Origin of the sequence: Vibrio sp. 2017_1457_13 (assembly GCF_030851525.1) — a bacterium.
Taxonomy (GTDB): Bacteria; Pseudomonadota; Gammaproteobacteria; order Enterobacterales; family Vibrionaceae; genus Vibrio; species Vibrio metschnikovii.
In genome coordinates, this window is record NZ_VHTA01000003.1 from 271,285 (window position 1) to 293,438 (window position 22,154).

The 22,154-nt window shown below is 44.4% G+C and carries 21 protein-coding genes; 10 read left to right on the forward strand and 11 right to left on the reverse strand.

Features of this window, described 5'->3' with window-relative positions; all coding sequences use genetic code 11:
- Nucleotides 1–165 precede the first annotated feature (165 nt).
- Nucleotides 166–1,029, forward strand: coding sequence for a DMT family transporter (locus FKN88_RS05685; RefSeq protein WP_158138534.1), 864 nt, complete (start codon nucleotides 166–168; stop codon nucleotides 1,027–1,029).
- A gap of 97 nt (nucleotides 1,030–1,126) precedes the next feature.
- Here FKN88_RS05685 and FKN88_RS05690 read toward each other — a convergent pair whose 3' ends face one another.
- Together FKN88_RS05690 and FKN88_RS05695 are read right to left on the reverse strand one after the other, a co-directional pair.
- Nucleotides 1,127–2,506 carry an L-cystine transporter gene (locus FKN88_RS05690; protein WP_154167976.1) on the reverse strand — a complete coding sequence of 460 codons (1,380 nt, stop codon included), beginning with the start codon at nucleotides 2,504–2,506 and terminating at the stop codon, nucleotides 1,127–1,129.
- A 271-nt stretch (nucleotides 2,507–2,777) separates the two neighbouring features.
- The gene (locus FKN88_RS05695; RefSeq protein WP_154167978.1) at nucleotides 2,778–3,467 is read right to left on the reverse strand and encodes an NAD(P)H-binding protein; all 690 of its coding nucleotides are present in this window, start codon (nucleotides 3,465–3,467) and stop codon (nucleotides 2,778–2,780) included.
- 292 nt (nucleotides 3,468–3,759) lie between these two features.
- On the opposite strand from FKN88_RS05695, the gene FKN88_RS05700 reads away from it, so the two are divergent.
- From FKN88_RS05700 to FKN88_RS05725, 6 genes are all read left to right on the forward strand, one after another.
- The gene (locus tag FKN88_RS05700) at nucleotides 3,760–4,788 is read left to right on the forward strand and encodes a succinylglutamate desuccinylase (protein WP_154167980.1); all 1,029 of its coding nucleotides are present in this window, start codon (nucleotides 3,760–3,762) and stop codon (nucleotides 4,786–4,788) included.
- Nucleotides 4,789–4,858: 70 nt separating this feature from the next.
- The gene (gene btuC / locus FKN88_RS05705) at nucleotides 4,859–5,854 is read left to right on the forward strand and encodes a vitamin B12 ABC transporter permease BtuC (RefSeq protein ID WP_154170629.1); all 996 of its coding nucleotides are present in this window, start codon (nucleotides 4,859–4,861) and stop codon (nucleotides 5,852–5,854) included.
- Complete coding sequence (gene btuD, locus FKN88_RS05710; RefSeq protein ID WP_154167982.1) at nucleotides 5,841–6,596, forward strand: vitamin B12 ABC transporter ATP-binding protein BtuD; 756 nt, start codon at nucleotides 5,841–5,843, stop codon at nucleotides 6,594–6,596. Before btuC ends, btuD begins: the two co-directional genes overlap by 14 nt.
- Before the next feature lie 372 nt (nucleotides 6,597–6,968).
- Nucleotides 6,969–7,691 (forward strand): TetR/AcrR family transcriptional regulator, encoded by a 723-nt coding sequence (locus FKN88_RS05715; RefSeq protein ID WP_154167984.1) that lies wholly within the window; start codon nucleotides 6,969–6,971, stop codon nucleotides 7,689–7,691.
- 38 nt (nucleotides 7,692–7,729) lie between these two features.
- Nucleotides 7,730–8,848 (forward strand): efflux RND transporter periplasmic adaptor subunit, encoded by a 1,119-nt coding sequence (locus FKN88_RS05720; protein WP_154167986.1) that lies wholly within the window; start codon nucleotides 7,730–7,732, stop codon nucleotides 8,846–8,848.
- 8 nt (nucleotides 8,849–8,856) lie between these two features.
- Nucleotides 8,857–11,931 carry an efflux RND transporter permease subunit gene (locus FKN88_RS05725; protein WP_154167988.1) on the forward strand — a complete coding sequence of 1,025 codons (3,075 nt, stop codon included), beginning with the start codon at nucleotides 8,857–8,859 and terminating at the stop codon, nucleotides 11,929–11,931.
- A 100-nt stretch (nucleotides 11,932–12,031) separates the two neighbouring features.
- On the opposite strand, the gene FKN88_RS05730 is transcribed toward FKN88_RS05725, so the two are convergent.
- The 4 genes from FKN88_RS05730 to FKN88_RS05745 all read right to left on the reverse strand — a co-directional run bounded on the left by FKN88_RS05730 (nucleotide 12,032) and on the right by FKN88_RS05745 (nucleotide 15,269).
- Nucleotides 12,032–12,610 (reverse strand): nucleoside triphosphate pyrophosphohydrolase family protein, encoded by a 579-nt coding sequence (locus FKN88_RS05730; RefSeq protein WP_154167990.1) that lies wholly within the window; start codon nucleotides 12,608–12,610, stop codon nucleotides 12,032–12,034.
- Nucleotides 12,611–12,828: 218 nt separating this feature from the next.
- Nucleotides 12,829–13,179 (reverse strand): DUF2750 domain-containing protein, encoded by a 351-nt coding sequence (locus FKN88_RS05735; protein WP_004395137.1) that lies wholly within the window; start codon nucleotides 13,177–13,179, stop codon nucleotides 12,829–12,831.
- Nucleotides 13,180–13,295: 116 nt separating this feature from the next.
- Nucleotides 13,296–13,856, reverse strand: a complete 561-nt coding sequence (locus tag FKN88_RS05740; RefSeq protein WP_115342677.1) for a DUF1415 domain-containing protein — start codon at nucleotides 13,854–13,856, stop codon at nucleotides 13,296–13,298.
- A 216-nt stretch (nucleotides 13,857–14,072) separates the two neighbouring features.
- Nucleotides 14,073–15,269 (reverse strand): MFS transporter, encoded by a 1,197-nt coding sequence (locus FKN88_RS05745; RefSeq protein ID WP_158138529.1) that lies wholly within the window; start codon nucleotides 15,267–15,269, stop codon nucleotides 14,073–14,075.
- A gap of 117 nt (nucleotides 15,270–15,386) precedes the next feature.
- Between FKN88_RS05745 and FKN88_RS05750 the strand changes: the two genes are divergently transcribed.
- Nucleotides 15,387–16,256, forward strand: coding sequence for a LysR family transcriptional regulator (locus FKN88_RS05750; RefSeq protein ID WP_154167992.1), 870 nt, complete (start codon nucleotides 15,387–15,389; stop codon nucleotides 16,254–16,256).
- Between the two features lie 10 nt (nucleotides 16,257–16,266).
- On the opposite strand, the gene FKN88_RS05755 is transcribed toward FKN88_RS05750, so the two are convergent.
- Complete coding sequence (locus tag FKN88_RS05755) at nucleotides 16,267–16,500, reverse strand: glutaredoxin family protein (protein ID WP_040904261.1); 234 nt, start codon at nucleotides 16,498–16,500, stop codon at nucleotides 16,267–16,269.
- Between the two features lie 144 nt (nucleotides 16,501–16,644).
- Here FKN88_RS05755 and FKN88_RS05760 point away from each other — a divergent pair, with 144 nt between their 5' ends.
- Nucleotides 16,645–17,151 (forward strand): M48 family metallopeptidase, encoded by a 507-nt coding sequence (locus FKN88_RS05760; RefSeq protein ID WP_040904263.1) that lies wholly within the window; start codon nucleotides 16,645–16,647, stop codon nucleotides 17,149–17,151.
- A gap of 125 nt (nucleotides 17,152–17,276) precedes the next feature.
- Nucleotides 17,277–17,501, forward strand: a complete 225-nt coding sequence (locus FKN88_RS05765) for a hypothetical protein (RefSeq protein ID WP_158143816.1) — start codon at nucleotides 17,277–17,279, stop codon at nucleotides 17,499–17,501.
- On the opposite strand, the gene pilW is transcribed toward FKN88_RS05765, so the two are convergent.
- From pilW to FKN88_RS05785, 4 genes are all read right to left on the reverse strand, one after another.
- The gene (gene pilW, locus FKN88_RS05770) at nucleotides 17,502–18,224 is read right to left on the reverse strand and encodes a type IV pilus biogenesis/stability protein PilW (protein ID WP_154167995.1); all 723 of its coding nucleotides are present in this window, start codon (nucleotides 18,222–18,224) and stop codon (nucleotides 17,502–17,504) included. It lies immediately after the preceding gene.
- A gap of 262 nt (nucleotides 18,225–18,486) precedes the next feature.
- On the reverse strand, nucleotides 18,487–19,428 hold the full coding sequence (metA, locus tag FKN88_RS05775) for a homoserine O-succinyltransferase (RefSeq protein WP_154167997.1): 942 nt from the start codon (nucleotides 19,426–19,428) through the stop codon (nucleotides 18,487–18,489).
- Between the two features lie 427 nt (nucleotides 19,429–19,855).
- On the reverse strand, nucleotides 19,856–21,004 hold the full coding sequence (locus tag FKN88_RS05780) for an ABC transporter permease (protein ID WP_158143818.1): 1,149 nt from the start codon (nucleotides 21,002–21,004) through the stop codon (nucleotides 19,856–19,858).
- Nucleotides 20,991–22,154: an ABC transporter permease gene (locus FKN88_RS05785; RefSeq protein ID WP_004395146.1), complete on the reverse strand. Its 1,164-nt coding sequence runs from the start codon at nucleotides 22,152–22,154 to the stop codon at nucleotides 20,991–20,993. Before FKN88_RS05785 ends, FKN88_RS05780 begins: the two co-directional genes overlap by 14 nt.

Sequence of the window (22,154 nt, forward strand, 5' to 3'; positions counted from 1 at the left end):
TGATTCAGATATCGAATCAATTTCTATTTATGTGTCGCTTGCAGATGGGTTGTTAACACGTTATAGCAAAGCTAAATCATTGATATTTAGCCGATGAAGAGTGGTTTTATTTTTACATTTGGCGCACAATCTGTTCACTCTTTCCTGCCTTTGTGTGACCTTACCATGATGGTTAAATTTCGCGCTGAATCGATTTTTGTATTAACAACATTGCTCGCTGCTGCGGGTTGGGTGTTTTCAAAACAAGCCATTGAAGAATTACCACCGTTTGGATTTATTGGCTTGCGATTTATTACCGCCTCTCTGATTTTACTGCCGTTTTGTTTCCCAGCTTTAAAAAAAGCCTCTCGACAAGATTGTCTGCGCGCAATGGGGGTCGGCGTCTTTTTAGGGGGTTCGCTTTTTTGCTGGATACATGCGATTTCATTAAGTCCCACCTTGGGCGAAGGTGCATTCATCATGAGTTTGTCGATGCTATTTGTGCCTTTACTTGCTTGGCCGCTCCACGGTAATCGACCGAATCGAGCTTTTTGGCTGGCTTTTCCAATTGCAGTATTAGGATTGTTTTTGCTCTCTTGGAATGGCGCTTGGCAAATTGCGGTCAATCAGTTGTGGTTTTTAGCGGCGGCGATGGGGCTGGCATTACATTTTAACTTCAATAGTCAATACTCCGCAAAATTGCCCGCAATGTTATTAACCACATTACAGCTTTTTACTGTCGGTTGTTTGGGGGTAGTGCTCTGTTGGTTATTTGAACGCTGGCCAGAATCGGTAAGTATTATGACTTGGAAGTGGTTTGCATTGAGCGTGTTATTGGCCACGAGCTTGCGATATCTGATGCAAACTATTGGTCAAAAGCATGCTAATCCGACCAATGCGGCTTTATTAATGTTATTGGAACCGGTGTGGACATTGATTCTTAGTATGCTGGTTTATGCGGAAACCATGCCTTTGAATAAAATCCTTGGTTGTGCTTTGTTACTTTCGGCGTTAGCACTGTATCGCTTAGGGATCCTGCGTTGGCGATAATAAACGCGACAATTAAGTCATCATTGATAGAAAAAAGAGACAAAAAAGCCGACCAATATACGGGTCGGCTTTTTAGTGTTTAAGCAATCGTTAATGATTAAGACGCTTGGACAGGTTGTGTTTCAGCTTCTGGCTCATGAGTTTGTTTCATGAGTCGACTGGTGATGGTACCCGCTGTCATTGATCCCGATACATTAAGTGCAGTACGTGCCATATCAATCAACGGTTCAATCGAGATAAGCAGTGCTGCGATTGTCACAGGTAACCCCATCGCTGGAAGTACAATCAGCGCGGCAAACGTTGCGCCACCACCAATCCCAGCAATACCAAACGAGCTAATGGTGATCATGGCAATCAATGACAAGATGAAATGGATATCCAGCGGGTTGATCCCCATTGAGGGAGCAACCATCACCGCTAGCATTGCAGGATAAATTCCGGCACAGCCATTTTGTCCAATTGTTGCTCCAAATGAGGCTGACAAGTTAGCAATCACTGGTGGCACATTAAGCTTAGTGATTTGAGCTTCGACGTTTAATGGAATGGTGGCCGCTGAGCTACGTGAAGTAAACGCAAAAGTCAGTACTGGCCAAATTTTTTGGAAATAGGTTTTAGGGTTAACGCCAACCAAGGCAACCAATAAACCATGCACAACAAACATCAAAGCAATCGCGAGGTAAGAAGCGACGATAAAGCCGAGCAAGTTTAAAATATCGCTCGCGCTTGATGTTGCAACCATTCTCGCCATCAGAGCAGCAATACCATAAGGTGTGAGGGCGATGATCATTTTAACCAAGCGCATCACAATGGATTGCAGCGCATCAACAAAGAGGCGAATAGGCGCTTCAAGCTGTTCTTTCTCTTGCATCACTTTACGTGCAGCAATACCAACTAAGATACCGAAAATAACCACTGCGATAATTGAAGACGAACGGGCTCCGGTCAAATCTGCAAAAGGATTTGATGGAATAAAACCGATCAGCATTTGCGGAATAGTTAAGTTAGCAACCGTTGATGCGCGAGATTCAAGTTGTCCCATCCGAGCCACTTCACGTGTGCCTTCGGTTAGCCCTTCAGCGGTTAAGCCAAACGCATGAGTGATCAAAATACCAATCAAAGCGGCAATCGCTGTTGTGAACAGCAAAATTGAGATAGTGAGAAAGGAGATTTTACCCAATGAACCGCTGTTATCCAGTTTCACCACGGCAGAAATCATCGATACTAATACTAATGGCATGATAACCATTTTCAATAGTTCGACATAGCCGCTGCCAACAATCGAAATCCATGAGAGCACATCGCGGATAACGGGACTACCTTGGTTAAAAATAAGCTGAAGGGCAAGTCCAAAGACACTACCAAGCACTAGACCTAATAGAACTAAGCGCGATAACGAATGGCTTTTTTTCTGTTGACCAAACAGGAACAGCAAAATACCGACAAATACCGCAAGCATAGCGATAGCTGCAACTGACATAATAGACATCCTTAACAGGGGTAAAACAACACTTAATTTAACCGTGCAGAAAGTTAAGTCCATTAACGTTATCTGGTAGCGTCATCCATTGCATTTAAGCTGCTACAGCTCTGCGCCGATAAATGGTGTAGGTATAGGGGTAATAAGACCAGCTGAGCATAGCGTGATCTAAATCAACCTTAAAAGACCAAAACGGCATAATGTAGAACAAATAGTTATTGAGCGCTTTATTTGGCTGTATTGGCGTCAGCGTGGTGATTAAGTGGTCGGTTTATTGGTATTTTTTGACCAGTTCATGCATCGCTACGGAGGGTAAAACAGTAACTCGTTTGGTTGATTGATCAAATAAAGCGTACAAGAGTGCTTGAGCGACCTTATCGGCGTCAATCGGGATCAGGTTTTTTAGGCGACCAAATAGAAAAAATTGTCCTAATTTCATGATTCGTTGTAGCCAAATTTCATCATTTCGCGGCTGTTCACGTTGGCCGACTAACGGACCTGGACGAACAAACACCAGATGATCAAACCCAAGCCGACGAATGGTTTCTTCCATGCGTCCTTTGCAGCGTAAGTAATGGGAGCGGGCACTGGGATTGGCTCCGTAGCTAGAGACAATCGCAAGCCGAGTCACGCCCAAGATTTTCATACTGTGCGCCACCTGACAAACCAATTCAAAATCCACTTTCTCCAAAGCGTGTTTAGAGCCGGCTTGCTTAAGCGTTGTGCCGAGCGCGATAATGCCATACTGAGGGCGAGGCTGCTGCTCAGGCCAGTGGGTAATACTGAGTTCAGAATCAATCAACTCGGTTAATTTAGGATGAGGCAGCGATAAACTCCGTCGATTCAGTGCATAGATATGTTGGATGGCAGGTTCAGCTAATAAGCGTCGTAATACGCAAGTGCCGACTAAGCCAGTGGCGCCTGCAATTATGATCACCGGGTCTTGAGTTGTGTTATTCATACTGATTCCTAAAATTCGTCGCTATCCAAAGTGTGTATCCCCTTCGTGCTTGAAACTGCAACGCCAAGTCGTTTGGGTGTATGCTGATCATATCAAGTGGTTGACTATCAGCACGAATAACCCAACTCTAGTGCATTAGCAATATTTAGTGTTAGAATTCGGGGAGTTAAATCCGTTTGTGATGCTTACTTGCAGGTTATTCAGCGTTCGGGTTTTGATAAGTGAGATCCTCTCTACATAAATTGGTTAAACAATTCTTTACCATACCCGCTGTGCAATAAAGGAGTAGCGCATGACGACATCCCTCTTTCGCCGATCTTTTCTTTTCGATAGTTTGGATATTGACCAGCCGATGGTCAGCGAAGAAATCACCACTCAAGCAGGCGTCCGACTTAAACTGTGGCAACGTGGTGTCCTTGAAGTATTACCAGCACATTATTCTGCGGATAGTAAAAATATCGTCATATCTTGTGGTGTGCATGGTGATGAAACGGCGCCAATGGAGCTGGTCGATAAAATTATTGATGATATCGTCAGCGGATTTCAACGTGTGCAGCAGCGCTGTTTATTTATTGTCGCTCATCCACAAGCCACTTTGCGCCATACCCGTTTTATAGAAGAAAATCTCAACCGATTATTTGATGATAAGCCTCATGCTGCGAGTTTAGAAGCGGATATCGCTACCAACTTAAAAGCGCAGGTCAGCCAGTTTTTTAATGAAACGGGACCAGAGACTCGCTGGCATCTCGATTTACACTGTGCGATTCGTTTGTCAAAGCACTATTCATTTGCTGTCAGCCCGAAAACTCGTCATCCAGTCCGTAGTCGCGCTTTGATGGCATTTATCGAAAGCGCACACATTGAAGCTGTCATGCTTTCTAATGCTCCTGCAAGTACCTTTAGCTGGTTCAGTGCCGAGCATTTTGCTGCGCAAGCGATGACCGTTGAACTCGGTCAAGTGGCAAAACTGGGTGAAAATGATTTGGCACGCCTTGCCGCATTTGATCTCGCATTACGCGATTTAATCGCGGCAGAGCAGTCGGAACATTTAGCCAAGAAAACCATTATGTATCGAGTGAGTCGAACGATTGTTCGCTTACACGAAGATTTTGATTTTCGCTTTGGTGACGATGTAGAAAACTTCACCTCTTTTATGCATGGGGAAGTATTTGGCCATGATGGCGATAAACCCTTAATGGCGAAGAATGAAGGGGAGGCGATCGTGTTTCCCAACCGCAATGTGGCGATTGGTCAACGTGCGGCCTTAATGGTCTGCAAGGTAGATACTCGATATGAAGATGATCAATTGGTTTATGATTAAGTAAAGCACTTGAGCTTCAATGGGGTTAACGATAAGGTTAGCCCCATTATTTTTTTATGCTATTAGGCCGATGAACTTCAACCAATTAATTGCCAACAAACAGCGCCGCTGGCGATGGGTGATTGGTAGTTTTACTTGCCTGTTATTCATATTAAGTGCGACTTATTTAATGGTCGGTGAGCGTTTTATCGGGCTGGGTTCAGATTGGACGATTCTTGAACAACAATTGATCTTAGAGTTACGCCTACCTCGATTACTGGCGGCTATCGTTATCGGTAGCGCACTGGCCTTGTCGGGAGCTACGTTACAGGTACTATTGGGTAACGTATTAGCCGAACCGGGAATCTTGGGGATTTCTGGTGGTGCCAGTGTGGCGATGGTGATTGTCTTATTCTTTTTTCCTACCTTTGCTACGCCATCGCTGTTTATGTTAGCTGCCGTGATGGGCGCGTTAGTTTTTACCTTTCTTTTGGTATCGATTGCCAAGCTGACGAGTTTAACCACTACGCGTCTTTTACTGGTTGGGGTTGCTTTAGGCATCCTGTCCGGCTCGATAGTGACATGGGCTTTTTATTTTAGTGATAACTTGAGTCTAAGGCAGCTGATGTATTGGCTGATGGGCAGTTTAAGTGGTGTCAGTTGGTATCAACATGCTCTGTCTCTTTTGGCGTTACCCGTTATTATCTGGTTACTGTTTCAAGGACGATCTCTTGATCAATTGATGCTAGGTGAAACTCATGCCAAACAACTCGGATTAGACGTAATAGCAATACGTTGGAAATTGATTGTTGCTATCTCATTATTAGTTGGTGTGAGTGTTGCTTTAGCTGGCATCATTGGCTTCATTGGTTTGGTTATTCCACATTTGCTGCGTCTTGTATTGGGGAGTGAGCATCGTATGTTGTTGCCTGCTTGCGCTGTGTGTGGTGCTCTGCTGCTGGTGGCGGCTGATATGTTGGCAAGGCTTGCTCTTACGTCCGCCGAATTGCCTGTTGGTGTGGTGACGACAACCATTGGAGCCCCAATCTTTATTTGGATGCTGGTGAGAAGTCATGATAAACGTTAGTCATTTACACGTTGGGCAACGTTTACTGCCGCTCTCTTTTCAATCGGTAGCCGGAGAAGTGCTGCATGTGATTGGTCCTAATGGGAGTGGTAAAAGTACTTTATTAGCAGCGATAGCAGGTATGATCACTAGCCAAGGTTCGGTGCAGTTAGACGATGTTGATTTATTGTCACTCTCATTACCCGCACAAGCTCAGGTTCGTGCCTACTTATCGCAAAGTGATAAACCTGCTTTTTATCTTGATGTGTTTCAATATTTAGAGTTATCCCTTCCCCAAGGGGTCAGTTATCAGGAACCTCGAGTCAGCGAAGTACTGCAAGAATTGGTCACACTGCTGGGTTTACAAAATAAGCTCTATCGTTCTATCCACCATTTATCGGGTGGAGAGTGGCAGAGAGTACGTTTAGCGGGTAGCTGCCTACAAATTTGGCCGACATTAAATCCATTTGGCCGATTACTGATCCTCGATGAACCTGCGGCTCCGTTAGATATTGCGCAAGAGCGACTGCTGTATGACCTCATCCAGCGTATTGCCAGCGATGGGATCACGGTCATCATGGCTAATCACGATTTGAACCGTTCGCTACGTTATGCCGATAAAGTATTACTGTTAGATAATGGGGTGATGCATTCATTAGGTGAACCTCGACAAGTGTTAACCGCCGAGCGTATCCAACACGTTTTTCATACCGCCGTTCAACAAGTGGAGATTGCCGGGCAGCCTTATTTAGTCTTTGATTGATGGTGGTGCATCTAGCACCATCGTGGTTCAATAATGATTCGCCTTTGGCAATAGCGCTTTATGAAAATCCTTTATAAACAATAAGATGGTTGATTGTGAAAACTTGGCATGCCAATCGCATTAAACGTATTGATACATTCTCGTTCTTGTTAGACTTTGATAGTCTTTAGCCACCTTGCCCTTAAGGTGGCTTTTTTTATTCTTTTCCCTGCCTATTCTTGCTTATTCTCATCGATGGGGAGTCATTGATGAGAATAAATGATGTTGCAGTTCACATTTTGATACAAATTGTGAACTAAGTGTGAACAATCAAAATTGATCGCTTTTTGAATCACGTTCATAATCTGTTTCCCATTCAAGTATGGTTTGATTATGACAACATCAGAAAGAAAGCTTCGTGAGCGACAAGAAAGAGAACAACTGTTCTTAATAACCGCTTGCGACATGATTGAGCAAGATGGATTCTTGAATTTACATATGGCGAAATTGGCCAAGCAGTGTCAATACGCGACGGGGACGCTCTATCAACATTTTGCAAGCCGAGAGGATTTATTGGCCGCTATTGTCGGCTTAAAGGCAGCGGATAGAACCGAACGTTTTGAATGTATTGCTCAATTGGAGGTCAGCGGGCGCGATAAAATGTTGGCTTTAGCGATTGCCGATCGTTTATTTCAGCAGCGTTATCCGCAACATGCCAAATTAGAACAATACGTTTTTACGGAAGCAGTATGGGAAAATGTCTCTGTCGCTCATAAGCAGAAAATTTTCCAATCCTGTAAACCAATTGGCGAGATCGTCAGTAGAATAACCCAAGATGCGCTTGATTGCGGTGAGCTGCCTGATTATGGCTATCACGCAATGGATCTCTCTTTAGCGCCTTGGGCGCAGTGTCAAGGCCACCATGCTTTGGTTAATGCCGATGGCTTACTAGAGGCATTAGCGGTATCACCTAATTCGATGCAACTTTATCGTAACATCACGATGCTACTTAATGGGATGGAGTGGCAGCCCTTATTATCACTGGAGGATAACGTTATTTTACAAAAAGTAACGGCATTGAAAATCGAACTAGAAAAGTATCCTGCTTTTCACTAACCCTTTTTATTTTTAGGATCAACCAGCAAGGAGTTTTCATGTTAAAACGCATGATCCTGATGTTAATCGTCAGTACGCTGATTTTTGGTGGCATTTTTGCCTACAAAGCGGTCGGCAACCATTTTATGAATCAATTTTTCGATAACATGCCGATTCCACCGGTAACCGTGACGGCTAGCGAAGTCACCACCGATGAATGGCAGCCCTTTGTCAGTGCAATTGGTAGTTTTGTCGCCGTTAATAGCACCGATTTAACCACTGAAGCGAGTGGTATCATCAACGGTATCCATTTTGCTAACGGTAGTAATATCAAAAAAGGGACGCTACTTGTCACTTTGGATGATTCGGTCGATAGAGCGGAGCTAAAAAGATTACAAGCGGTGGAAGAGTTAGCCAATATCGAGTTGACGCGTTATCAGCGTCTGTTCCGCGAGAAAAATGTCTCTGAGTCAGAGCTGCGTCGCAGTGAGAGTGAAGCCAAGCAAGCGTCTGCCGCAGTAGAAAGCCAACGAGCTCGGATCGCGCAAAAGACCATTCTTGCCCCTTTTGATGGTATTGCTGGATTGCGCCAAGTCAGCTTGGGTCAGCTACTGTCTCCGGGTAGTGTCGTTGTCTCATTACAATCATTTGCCCCAATTTATCTCAACTTCACTTTACCCGAGCAGCAGTTGGCTAATATTCGTCTAGGAGAAAGCGTGCAAGTCAACGTTGATTCCGTTGCTGGCCGAGTTTTCACCGGGAAAATTACTGCTATAGCGCCTTCAGTTCGCGAAGCAAGTCGAAGTATTGAAGTACAAGCCACTCTGGATAACCAAGATCTCGCATTGCGTCCGGGTATGTTTGCTCGCGTGCAATTGGATACGGGGAAACCACGTTCAGTTAGCTTAATTCCGCAAACCGCGATTCAGTTTAACCCTTATGGTAACTCAGTATTTGTGATTGAAGAGCAAGATGACAAGTTAGTGGTACAACAACGGTTTGTGCAAACGGGTGAGCGTCGTGGCGATCTGATTGCGGTGGAACAAGGCTTAGAGGTTGGCGATCGGATTGTAACCTCCGGCTTACTCAAGTTACGTAATGGGTCACAAATCATAATTAGTGACAATCCGCGTGTTCAACCGAGTGCGGAAGTGAACCCATCACCCGCGAATCAGTAGGAGTATTCATGCGTTTTACTGATGTTTTTATTAAAAAACCGATCTTAGCGTCGGTGGTGAGCTTATTCATTATCTTACTTGGTTTACGAGCCATTATGGATATGAATGTTCGCCAATTCCCTGAGATCCAAAATGCGGTGATCAGTGTCAGTACCACTTATGTCGGAGCTGATGCGGATCTTATCCAAGGTTTTATCACCACACCATTAGAGCGGGAAATTGCCGCAGCAGAAGGGATTGATTATTTAGTCTCTACGTCGGTCGCGGGTAATAGTACCATCGAAGCGTATTTACGCCTCGATTACGATCCTAACCAAGCGTTGACGCAAATTGCTGCTCAGGTGAATAAGGTTCGCTCAGAGTTACCGGAAAACGCTCGTGAACCGGTGGTGACCTTAAAAGTCGGCGAAAGTGTCGCGGCGATGTATTTGGCGTTCTACTCAGAAGTATTGGGTGATAACCAAATCACCGATTACTTAGTTCGAGTTGTAGAACCTCAGCTATCGACCATTCCTGGCGTGCAACGAGCGGAAATTCTTGGTGCACGTACGTTTGCTATGCGAGTCTGGCTAGATTCAGTCAAAATGGCCGCGTATGGTTTAACGGGGAGCGATGTCGCGACGGCGTTACGCAGTAACAACGTATTAGCGGCGTTAGGTCGTACTAAAGGGCAGATGGTCGCGATTGACTTAACGGCGGCGACTGATTTACGCGATGTTGAAGAATTTAAACAACTGGTGGTCAGCAGTGACGGTCAAAGCGTTGTTCGTTTAGCCGATGTTGCAGAGGTTGAATTAGGCGCTGAGAACTACGAGAGTTCGGTGAGCTTTAATGGCTTAGCTGCAACCTTTATTGGTATCGAAGTCTCTCCGGATGCGAATGCGTTGGATGTGATCGCAGATGTTCGTCAAGTGTGGGATCAAGATATTATTCCTCAGCTGCCTCAAGGACTTTCTGCGTACATCGCTTATGACTCGACGGAATATATCGAAAATGCCATTGATGAAGTAGTGATGTCGATTATTTTGGCGTTGGCAATCGTTGTTTTCGTTATTTATGCGTTTTTAGGCTCATTTCGCTCGGTTATCATCCCTGCGGTGGCGATACCTGTATCGTTGATTGGTACTTTTTTCTTGATGTGGTTGTTGGGTTTCTCTATCAACTTACTGACGCTACTGGCGATGGTACTGGCGATTGGGGTTGTGGTCGATGATGCGATCATCATGCTCGAAAACATTCACCGTCATATTGAAGAAGGTAAAAGTCGTATTGATGCGGCGATCCAAGGGGCGCGTGAGCTTGCATGGCCAATCATTACCATGTCAACGACCTTGGTTGCGGTTTTTCTACCGATCGGTTTTGTTGGTGGTTTGACGGGCGTATTATTCGTTGAATTTGCGTTTACTCTTGCAGCATCGGTTATTCTATCGGGTATTGTTGCGTTAACGTTATCGCCAGTAATGTGTGCTTATATTCTTAAGCCACACAGCAGCGATAACAAAAAAGAGAAATCGCTTGAGCAGTGGTTAGATAAGCAGTTTGACCGATTACATCATTCGTACCAACGCACGCTGCACAGCTTACTGGATAGTAAGAGTGTCGTGTTAACCTTTGGTGCGATTGTACTGGTTTCTTGTTACTTCTTGTTTATCACCAGCCCTTCAGAGTTAGAGCCACCAGAAGACCAAGGTTTCGTGTTCTCTATTTTGGAAAGCGATAGCTATCATACGCTGGATGCACTGACACAAAGTACTCGAGAACTGGATAGATTGGTTGATGATGTGGAAGAAATTGAGAACGTCTTCATCATTAATGGGTTGGGTGGAACCAACACGGCCATTGCTGGGATCGTGTTAGCGCCTTGGGAGCGTCGTGATAGGCTCACTCATGATGTGCTGGCTAAAGACATTCAGCCTTTTCTTGCTCAGCAACCCGCGCTCAATAGTTTTGCTTTAGTGCCACCGTCACTGCCCTCTCCTGGTGGTGGTACACCGGTTGAATTTATCATCGGCTCAACTCAACCTTTTGAAGCACTGCAAGAGGTGGTACAAGAGATCTTAGGCCGAGCAATGGCGAGCGGACGCTTTATCTTTGTTGACAGCGATTTGAAAATTAATCGTCCTCGACAAACCGTCGAAGTGGATCGTGAAAAAGCGGCGCTGATGGGCGTGTCGATGCAGCAAATTGCCGCTGACTTAGGCAGTCTGCTGTCTGGCGCTGATACTGGACGCTTCTCACTGGATAACCGCTCTTATCGCGTGATTCCACAGGTTGAGCGCAGCGAACGTCTTAATCCAGAGCAGTTGACTAACTATTATACCCGCAACCAACAAGGGGAGTTAGTGCCACTGTCTGCCTTAGTGACGCTGAGTGAATCCGTTCAGCCACAAGCTCTACGTGGATTCCAACAGCTTAATGCGGTGAAAATTTCTGGTGTGCCACGTCCGGGTGTTCCGCTCGGTGAAGCGTTAGCCGTACTTGATAATATTGCGGCAGAAGTGATGCCTGCTGGGTTTAGCGTCGATTATTCCGGACAATCTCGTCAATATAAGAGTGAGGGGCAGCAACTGGTTGTGACGTTCTTCTTTGCATTGATTGTGATTTTCTTGATCCTTGCCGCTCAGTTTGAGTCATTTAAGAACGCGATCATTATCATGGTTACCGTACCGATGAGTGTGTGTGGCGCATTGATTTTTACCAGCCTCGGTTTCACCAGCATCAACATCTATACCCAAGTGGGTTTGTTGACGCTGGTCGGATTGATCGCTAAACACGGTATCTTGATTGTGGAATTTGCCAATCAATTACAAATGGATGGTAAGAGTAAGCGCGATGCGATTGAAGAAGCCACCGCGATTCGTCTACGACCTATTTTGATGACGACCGCGGCAACCGTATTGGCAATGATCCCACTATTAATTGCGACCGGTGCTGGTGCTGGCTCTCGTTACGCGATGGGCTTAGTGATTGCTAGTGGCATGTCGATTGGTACGCTGTTTACCTTGTTTGTTGTTCCGGCCATGTATTTACTGTTGGCTAAAGATTTACACCAAGGTCAAGTTGAGTCAGAGGCCTCAGCATAAGGCGATGGTGATTAATTCAGTCTAATAAAATGGCCGTCTCGTTAAAGAGACGGCCATTTTTATATTGGATAGCCTTAGACAACACAATGATCGAATCAGTTTACGATTGGGTTAGCGCTGCTAAGTTCGCGGGACGATAATACACCGATTTTAGCACCTTACCTTGACGAATGGTTTTGCCTTCCATCACGACATCCTTAGCACATTTAGCAATGATGTAATCGCCTTTTTGTACTGCCGTCAGCGGGATATTTTGTTTGGCGTAAAACGCTTCAGTATCGATAAACTCTTGCTCGTTACGACAGACTTTGCTCATGTTTGAGGCATGCACTTCATCCCAGCAGGGAAGAAAATCTATCCCACGATTAACGGCAACATTTAACAGCAAATCAATAAGATAACTGATTGTTAGGTTGTCGGTAATCTGAGTGTGCCCCAAATGCACCAGGCGTCCCATTAAGACATAGACGCTATCAACAATCGCATCGGCTTGCTCGGTTTTACAGTCAGCTTCTGCCAGCTCAGTCAGCTCTTCAATAATTAAAGACGTATGCAGGGTATCGGCTTGGCTATCTAAGCTCGATGGATCAGCGACAGGGAGATCAAACGTATGACGAAATTCGCTAATATCACGATAGAGGTGTTGGTAGATATCTTCAGTCAACTTAGATAAATGCATGGTTTAGTCCGTGGTTGAAATAGTTTAAAGAGTGTATAGATAGGCGTTAATGGCAGCCGTTTAATCACCCACTTGGTTAATACCGTGGTGATTGTTGCTTCTCGTAAACGAACGACAATATCGGTCGATAGGAGAGCGAATAGTATTGGTTTAGCGCTTAGCGTTGAGGCATAAAAAGAGACAAGACGCGATCAGCGCCTTGTCTATGATCACTGGGATTATAGGTATAGCTTAGCCAGTTCAGAAGATTCCATCTCTTTACCGTCTAGTGTGGCATTCCAGTTTGGCCCAATTAGCACGCCGTCTTCGGCTAAAGTGATTAACCAATCTTCGACAAAGATATCCAGAGGGATCTCAAGCACTTCAAAATCAGACCACTCTTCAACGTTATGCAGTTGAGCATCTTCTTTTGAAGACCAAAAAGGCATCACTTCACTGTCTTCAAACTCAGTCGATTCACAAGAAAGCCAGCCTTCTTCATTGCGTAGTCCCCATACCAATTTGTTTTCTTGGGACTCTTTGATGAAAAGATCCAGGTTCGCTTGAATATCTGCTGTTAATTTGCTCATTTTATTCTCTCACTAAGAATGATGCGACTAGAGTAGCATTTTCAAGGCATAAATCCCATTAAGATTTCGATAATATCCGGTCACTGGCGAAGAGTCATTCGTCGCTTTTCTCGCGCCTATTGATTAAATAAATAAGGGAAAAGCGCCTTGCGTTCAGCGGGAGAGAGCTGACTAACACGTTGAATATTTATCTCAGGAATCGCTTCTGGGTTCGGATAATGTTTCAGTACTCTTTCCATGCTCTGTTCACGGATTAAATGAAAGATAGGATAGGGTGAACGGTTGGTTAAGTTCTCATCATCTTCTGGGCAGGTTCCAGCAAAACAATAATGAGGATGAAAGGTCGCGACTTGGAAAATGCCTTCCCAGTCTTGCTGACGAATCAAGGCTTCAACCCAATCGATAAAAAAGTTGTAGTCCATAAAGTCATCTAACATATTAGGGACCACTACTAAGGTTGTCTCTAGCTCTTGTGCTTCTTTCGTATCCAGTTCGAGTAATTGATCAAGAATATCTTGTAGCAGCGCTTCTTCACGGCTCGCTTGACTAACGAAAATTTTAATCTGCTGATTGCGTTGAGGTTTTGCAGCAAATGGACATAAGTTTAAACCAATCACGACGTCATTGAGCCATTGATTGACATGTTCGGTAATCGTTGAGGGACTAAGTGTTGACATAATGGTTGAGCACATTGATTAATATCCCTTTACCACTTGAAGTCGCAGTAATGTTGGCGAGCTTCGTCAATTCCCATCAGCATCGCTGATTGATGCTGACTGGAATTGATTCACTGATCGCCTACCTATTGTTCCAAGTCGTTTGGGTATAGTGATGAATAAGCGTCTTAGCAGCGTAATACTACTCAGACATAGAGTAATATCAGATTGTATCGGTTACTTACTGTTGATCGCCACTTTTTCTTGCTTTGGGTATAGCTGCCAGCAAAGTAAGAACAAAATCAAATAACACACCGTGCCACCAAGAGTAACCATTACCCAGCCTCCCTGTTGCCAGCAATAGAGCAGGTAAAATCCGCCCAGACTACCCCCTACGTAGTAATGTACTAGGTACAGTGCGGTCGCGGTTGCTTTGGCTTGAACCGCTTTTTGACTGACCCAAGCATAAGCTAAGGTATGAGTGAAAAAAGCGCCGAAGCTTATCAAAAGTAAACCAAACACCATAAACCATAATGATTCGACGGCGGCTAGCCACATTCCGGCCATACTGACCATGGCACCAAGAATCATCCCGGCGACAGGATGATAATGCGATGTCCAGCGGTTTGTGAGTCGAGAGCTGATGGTGCCCGCGAGATAACAAAGAAAGATTAATGAGGCAATGCCAACGGGTAGCGCATACGGATCTGCGACTAAGCGAAAACCCATTACCGAATAGAGATTAACGAACAAAGCAAAGTTGGTGCCACCGATGAGCATGGCTAACCATAAGTTACGTTGTCTTAGATGAGATATGAGTGCTTGATTATGTTGTAAAAAACGCCCACGTTGTGGCGTAAAATGGTGTTGTACGGGCAAAGAAAAATAAACAATCAATGCGCCAAATAAAGTAAAGATAGCCATAGCAACGACGGCCGTTTGCCAGCCAAAAGCATCCGTTAACAACCCGCCAGCAATACGACCACTGATCCCCCCAAGTGAATTGGCGGCGATATATCCACCAATCGCTTTGTTAAACGCTTGTGGCGATAATTCTTCGACCATATAAGCCACCGCAACAGACGCAAAAGCGGCTAGGGCAATCCCCATCAAAGCTCGACTGATGATCAGTACCCATAATTGATCGCTCAATAGAGTGAGTAATCCAAACCATGGCATGGCAAACAGCCCGAGCAGCATCACCCCGCGACGGCCAAAAACTTCAGAACTGATCGCCCAAGGCACTAAGCTTACCGATAATGCTAACGTTGAGGCAGCAAACAGCCAGTTAATTTGTGTTTCTGACACCGCAAAGTGTTGAGCCAGATAAGGCAGCATTGGTTGGAAAAGATACAAGTTACAGAAGATCAAAAAAGATCCAAGTGCAAGAGCAAACGTAACTCGGCGATAGGCTGGGCTGTGTTGTTCAATCATACGTTTTATTGACCAGGTGAAGTCGTTAGGGAAGCTTAATGTGATCAAACTAGCAGCGTTATCCGGATTAATAAAATATATTATAAATATCGAAGCAATAACTTTAATTAATAGCTAATGGATAGTCGTCAATTACGATATTTTCTTGCGGTGGCAGAGCATGAGAACTTCACTCATGCCGCACAGCAACTGCACATCGCTCAGCCAGCATTAAGTATTGCTATTAAAAAATTTGAGCAGCAGCTGGGTGTAAACCTATTTAAGCGTGGTGATCGTAAAGTAAGTTTAACGCATGAAGGTTCGGTATTAATCGACCATGCTCGACGAATTTTGCAGCAAATCGACAATGCTCAATTAGCCATGGATGAACTCAAAGGACTGGTAAAAGGGGAAGTGCGCTTAGGTGCACCAAGTATGATGGGTAGTTATTTTTTTCCACCGATCGTAATGGCGTTTAAAACCCAGTTTCCGAATTTAAAAATGACGGTCATTGATGCGGGAACCCAATCGATACGCAAAATGTTATTAGCAGGAGAGCTCGATGTCGGCGTGATTTTAAATCAAGATGTGCCTGCTGATTTAGAAACTGACCCGTTACTCTCTTCCCCGATGGTGGCCGTTGTAGGCCAGCATCATCCACTGGCTGCTCAAACACAGATCGATTTTAAGCAATTTTTTGAGCATCAACTGGTGATGTTTAAAACGGGTTATTTTCACCGTGAGTTCATTGATAAGGTTTGTAAAACACATCAACATGAGGCAAAAATTGCTTTTGAGACTAATCTGTTACCGATGATCCTCAGCATTGTTAAACAAGAACACGCGATTACTGCTTTATTGAAGCTGGTCGCAGATAATGAACCGGAAGTGAGAGCAATACCGTTCACACCTCCCGTCTCCATTGATCTCGCGTTAGCGTGGCGTAAAGAAGGCTATTTATCTAATGCCGATAGAACGTTTATCGAATTTGTAAAGCAATACGTTTAATCCGCCGCGCTTAGCTTTTTTGGGTATAGAGTCGTTCAAAATTACTGACGTTCCAGCCAATCAAGAGCTGATCGCCAATTTTGAGGACAGGGAGACTTCTTGCTCCTAGCGCATCTAACTCTTTGCGACCGCGCGCCATTTTGGCATTACACAAACGGTACTGAATACCTTTCGCATCCAAATAACGCTGGGCATCTTTACAGTGAGGGCACTTGTCTTTGACATAAAGGACAACACGTTTCATTTTTAGGCTCACTTTGACCAAAAGGGCGAATTCTAACGCTGGCTGAGCCGATACACAAGCCGCCTTGTAGTGGCAATAGGCATTACTTCTTGGGCCATTTAAGTTACACTGCCACGTCAAAAATTGATGCGACAGAGTGAATTTATGCATCCTGTATTGAAGTATATTCAAGGTTATCCCACCTCGCTAATAGAACAAATTCAACAATTAATCACTCAAGATAAGTTGATCTCTTGGTTTGAGCAGCGTTACCCAGAGCGGCATGCTATCCAGAGTGAAAAAGCGCTGTTTAACTACACGATGGCGATTAAAAATCAGTATATGAAGAAGACGTCACCGCTGAGTAAAGTGGTGTACGATGGCAAAATTCATCTTATTAATAATGCGCTCGGTCTACACAGTTATGTTTCTCGGGTGCACGGCAACAAGATAAAAGCCAAAAATGAGATTCGTATTGCTAGTGCATTCAAACAAGCACCAGAGCCTTTATTACGTATGCTCGTTGTGCACGAGTTGGCCCATTTACGTGAAAAAGACCACAATAAAGCTTTTTACCAACTGTGTTGTCATATGGAGCCTAATTATCATCAGTTAGAGTTTGATGCTCGGCTATACATGATGGTACTAGAATTGAGAGCTCAACAAGGTTAAGTCGTTCTGAAAGCGAAAATTTTAGATAAATTACGTGTATAATGACATCAGAGTCAAGAATATGGCTTATCTGCCGATAAATCAGTAAGAGGTATAAATAGCGCCTAAATCTAAGGAGGCCACAAATGGACATCGACTTCTATCTGCCATGTCAACCTGAGTGGCTTTGCGTGCCCTTTATGACCGTCTTTGGGTTACTACTCTTAGCTGGGCTGATTAAGTTTATTCGTATTGCTTATCGTGAATATAAGAAAATTGAACGTGCCAAAGCCGTTAAAAAGCAGCGCCGTGTCAATTATCGCGAGCGTAAAGGCGGCAAAGATGGCCGCCCTACCAACATCAAAAAATAGTTAGACCAGCTCTGCTAATAATGCCTGATATTTGTTTTCTAAAGCAGGATTGCCGCTGCGTTTTTCTAGTTCAATCAATAGCTCTAAGGATGTCTTTTGATATCCATATTGTTGATGGAACTTCATTAAACGCAGCCGTGCTGGAATAAATTGGTCATTATCAATCTCCAACTTAGCCAGTTGTAGGATTGAGCGAGCACGATTAGGGTCATGATCTAACGAACGTTCGAAATAATAGTGCGCTTTTTGTTTATCGCCCGATTTTAAAGCGCAAAATCCTGCATTCTCATAGCTGGCGGGGATCAGATAATAGTAAGGCTGCTCAACGGCACGCATAAAATATTGATCGGCTCGGCTATATTCCCCTTGTTTACACAAAAAGGCACCGTAGTTATTAAGCACATTACCATTTCTGGGGTGCTCCCTTAATGCGGTTTGATAAAGCTGCTGCGCCGTTTCATTCTCTCCCACTATTTCAAAGTAGTGCGCCATGGAGAGCTGAGCGCGGTAATAGTGCGGTGCATGTTGGAGTGCTTTTTGTAGGCTTTGCCGAGCTTTTACTCGGTTACCTTGTTCGAGATAACCTAACCCTAACGCAATTCTTGATTCTGCCATTTCAATTGGAGTACTTCGTAATTCTGCTTGTCCCTGTTCCGTCATAGTAACGCAGCCACTTAGCCACAAGGCACTGATCCCTAATCCTAATACGGCTCCCAATTTCATGCCATTTCTCCATTCAGCGACGTTGTGATGTTTGTTTTACTCGAATGTTCAGTAGTGTCATCGCACTGATTCTCTGGCATCACATTATCGATAGAACTCATCAGAGTGATTAAAGGATCTTGGCGAAGCCCAAATACAGCCGTAAATTCAAGTTGTTGTGGCGTCTATAATAGAATGATTGGGGGTTTGAAAAATGGCTAACCGACAAGGATGCGAGTCAGTTAGCAAACTCAGTTAGCCTAAGGTAAGAGGGGAAGTAGTGTTAATCGTCTTTAGTGAATTTATCTTCACTAAAGTGCTCAAGATCATAGGGCGTTTGTTGATAAACACAGTAATTAAGCCAATTGGCAAATAATAAGTGTCCATGGCTTCGCCAGCTCGCCCGTGGTGGCTGATCTGGATTATTGTCAGGATAATAATTGAGTGGAATTGGCGGTTGCAAACCCTCGGCAAGATCTCGCACATATTCTTGATGTAGGGTATCAGCATCATACTCAGGGTGGCCAGTCACAAATACATTTCGTTTATCTTTCGTTGCCGCTAAATAAACGCCTGCAATGCTTGATGTTGCAAGCAGATCGAGATCGGTATGTTGCTCTAGATAATCAGCTGCGAAATCAGCATAACGAGAGTGTGGAGCGAGGAAGGTATCATCGAATCCTCTTAGTAAAGGATGAAAAGGCTGATGAATCTCATGCTGATAAACCCCAGAGAGTTTTTCTTCTCGAGTGCGTTTGGGAAGGTTATATAGCAGTTTTAACCCAGCTTGCGCAGCCCAACAAATGTATAACGTTGAAGTGACATGATGTTTGGCCCAATTCATGACGCGCTGTAGATGATCCCAGTAAGCGACATTTTCAAATTGAACCAATCCAAGCGGCGCGCCAGTAATGATAAGGCCATCGAAATTGCGTTGACTGACTTTATCAAATTGACGATAGAAAGCATTAAGATGGGCTTCCGGTGTATTTTTACTCGGACGATCATCGATGCGTAATAACTCAATATCAACTTGCAAAGGGGAATTAGACAGCAGTCGTAAGAACTGTGTCTCGGTTTCAATTTTTTTGGGCATTAAGTTTAAAATTAATACCTTAAGAGGTCGAATACCTTGTGTCGATGCACGAGATTCAGACATAACAAAGATGTTTTCTTGGCGTAGCACATCGGTTGCAGGTAGTTGATCGGGGATCTTAATTGGCACGGCTTGCTCCCTAAGCTAATGGACGTCTATACTTCTAGACTTATAACCTATGCAACTTTAAAAGTCGATAGCTAAGTGATATCTATCATGGTTATTTATTTAACTTCGATAAGGAATAAGATAGAGGAAGGATCTCGTGTTAATAGCGATAACAGATGCATGTATACCCAAACAACTTGGAGTTGCAGGTCGGCGGCAGGTGAGTGAGTCCCCATGAGCATAGATAGACTCTATGATTGGGGTGAACAAAACGTAGCCAACACTCCTGCAGCTTCAAATAGGAAGGGTATCGCAGGGGAGCGATGGCGATAATACAAGGGCTTGTGGGCTGTTCAAACCACCGAAGTCATTCTTTGGTTCTTATGATTTCATGCCAACTCAGGATAAGAAAGCTTGTAGAACTTTCATTATCCTGAGTAGAGATTAGTTAGTCATGATGAGCGAGTTTTCCTTTGCCGGTTCGACGGTATTGCCACCACGCTAGCCAACCCCAACCTAAGGTTTGTAACCAAAGCAGTGTCCATTGTGGTGCAATTTGCCACCATTCCGCGCCCATTTGATTAAGAGCAAGAAAACCTTGTATCCCTGGGGTGCTTGGAAATAGGCTGGCCAGCCAAGTGATAGGGGGCGGAATCGCTTCTAGTGGCCAAATAAAACCAGAAGAGAAAACTAAAGGCATCGAGCTGATTAAGACGACAACGGTGACGAGCTCTCGCCTTGGGGCGAGCGCACCAAGCCAGATACCGAGAAAACAAGCACTCAATAAAAAGGGCAATAAAAGTGTCAGTAATTGCCCCATATTGGCGAGAGTACTGATACCTAAACGACTAAAACTGGCTCCAAAGTAATACATACTGAGGAGGTAATAACAGGCGACAAACAGCAGTGTTCTTATTGCAATCAGTCGAAGTGGAGAGACGCGCTGCCAGTAGCCTTTACCCTGTTTTTGAGTACCGACCATTAATCCCACCGCCATAATCAGTGTTTGATGCAAAATCAACACAAATACACCGGGCACAACGTAATCGATATAACCCATTTTAGGGTTAAAAGTCGGCTTCATATTCGATTGTAGTGCCGACCAGTGTTCCGTCGCGAGACCTAAAGGCTCTCCATCGACGACCAAGCGCGCGACTTTCGCTTTCGCTGATAAGGTGCCACCAGCTTGAACCAATCCCTCTACCACCGTGCCATAGACCAGAAAGTACGCCGCGTCTCCGGCATAGGCTAGCGTTGGGCTTTTACCGAGCAGTAAATCTTTATAGAAATGTTCAGGGATCACCAAAATACCACTCACTTCGCCAGCTAAAAAGGCTGCTTTGGCATCCACGATCGAGTGATTTCGCTGGATGATTTTTATCTGTGGGGTAGCATCAACCATTCGCTCAAGTTGATAGCTAGTCTGGCTTTTATCTAAATTCACTACAGTAATGGGTAATTCACGAGGGGTTTGTTGGCTATACGGTAATGGATAGAGAAAAGAATAAAAAACCACACCACCGATCATGGTTAACATCACGACAGGATTAGTTATCAGCGCTTTTAACTCGGCTTTGAACAGATTAAACAGAGTCATGATTACTCCTTAGCGCGGTTTCTTTGCTTTGATGTTTATTAATAAGCACGAGTGTGATCACTAAAGGGAGTAGGTAACCGAGCATTGGCCATAAATGCTGAAGTGACTGCTGAGCGTTCAGTCCATAATTGACTTGGCTGATCTGCACTTCAATATAATGACTGATGGGTAACAAACTTCGCCAAGCGAGCGCGACGCTACTCATATCTGAGGCAGGGAAAGTGACGCCCATGAACGCAAAGCTCGGCGCGGTAAATGCACCCGCAAAACTCATTGCTCGAGCAGGGTCAAGGGTTAAAAAGTAAAAAAAACAGCCCATAATCATACAAGCTAAAATAGTCACCATCTGAGCAACAATGATGATTGAGAATCTACCGTGCATCGGCCATTGCATGGCTTGATAGAACCAAATTAAAAATCCAATTCCCTGAAGTAGGAAAATGACAAAATAGGGAGCCAGTGTTTTACTCAGGTTTCGGAAAGGGTGAGCCGCTAACCAACGTTGTAGACCATATTCACGATAATTTGCCGTTAAAATTAAAATTGTCGCGACCACGATAAAAATTTGCCACAGTGCAGGAACCGCCGCAGAGACTAAAAATTGAGCATAGTGATTATTTTTATTAAACAGTGGAGTCACTTGAGTTCGAACAGGCACCGCTTGTCCCAAAGCGCTCAACAGGGTTTGATCGCCTTTTGCTAAGGTTCTGGCTCCATCCAGTTGAGCGTTAAATGTTCCTTGGGCTTGAAGAACCGCTGAATTGATTAATCGTCCAATCAAAATATATTGGCTATTGTAAAAAGTACTGACTTGAGGCTGCTCCCCACGATAAATACTTTTATCAAACTGAGTAGGAATAACGACGTAAGCATAAATATCACTTGAGATTAATGCTTGTTTCGCTTCCGAGGCACTTTGATAGTGGCGTGTTACCGATAAGGTTGATGTAGCATCCAGTTGACGAACCATTTGCCGCGATAATTGGCTGTGTGATAGGTCGACCACACCTATCGGTAAATGATGGAGGATACCTTGGGAAAATATCCACCATAATAGCGCCGCTAGAGTAATGGGCACCCAAGTCAGACATGAGAGTAGCCAGTGATCGTGACGTAACAACTGCCACTGTGAAGGGAGACGGTTTGACAT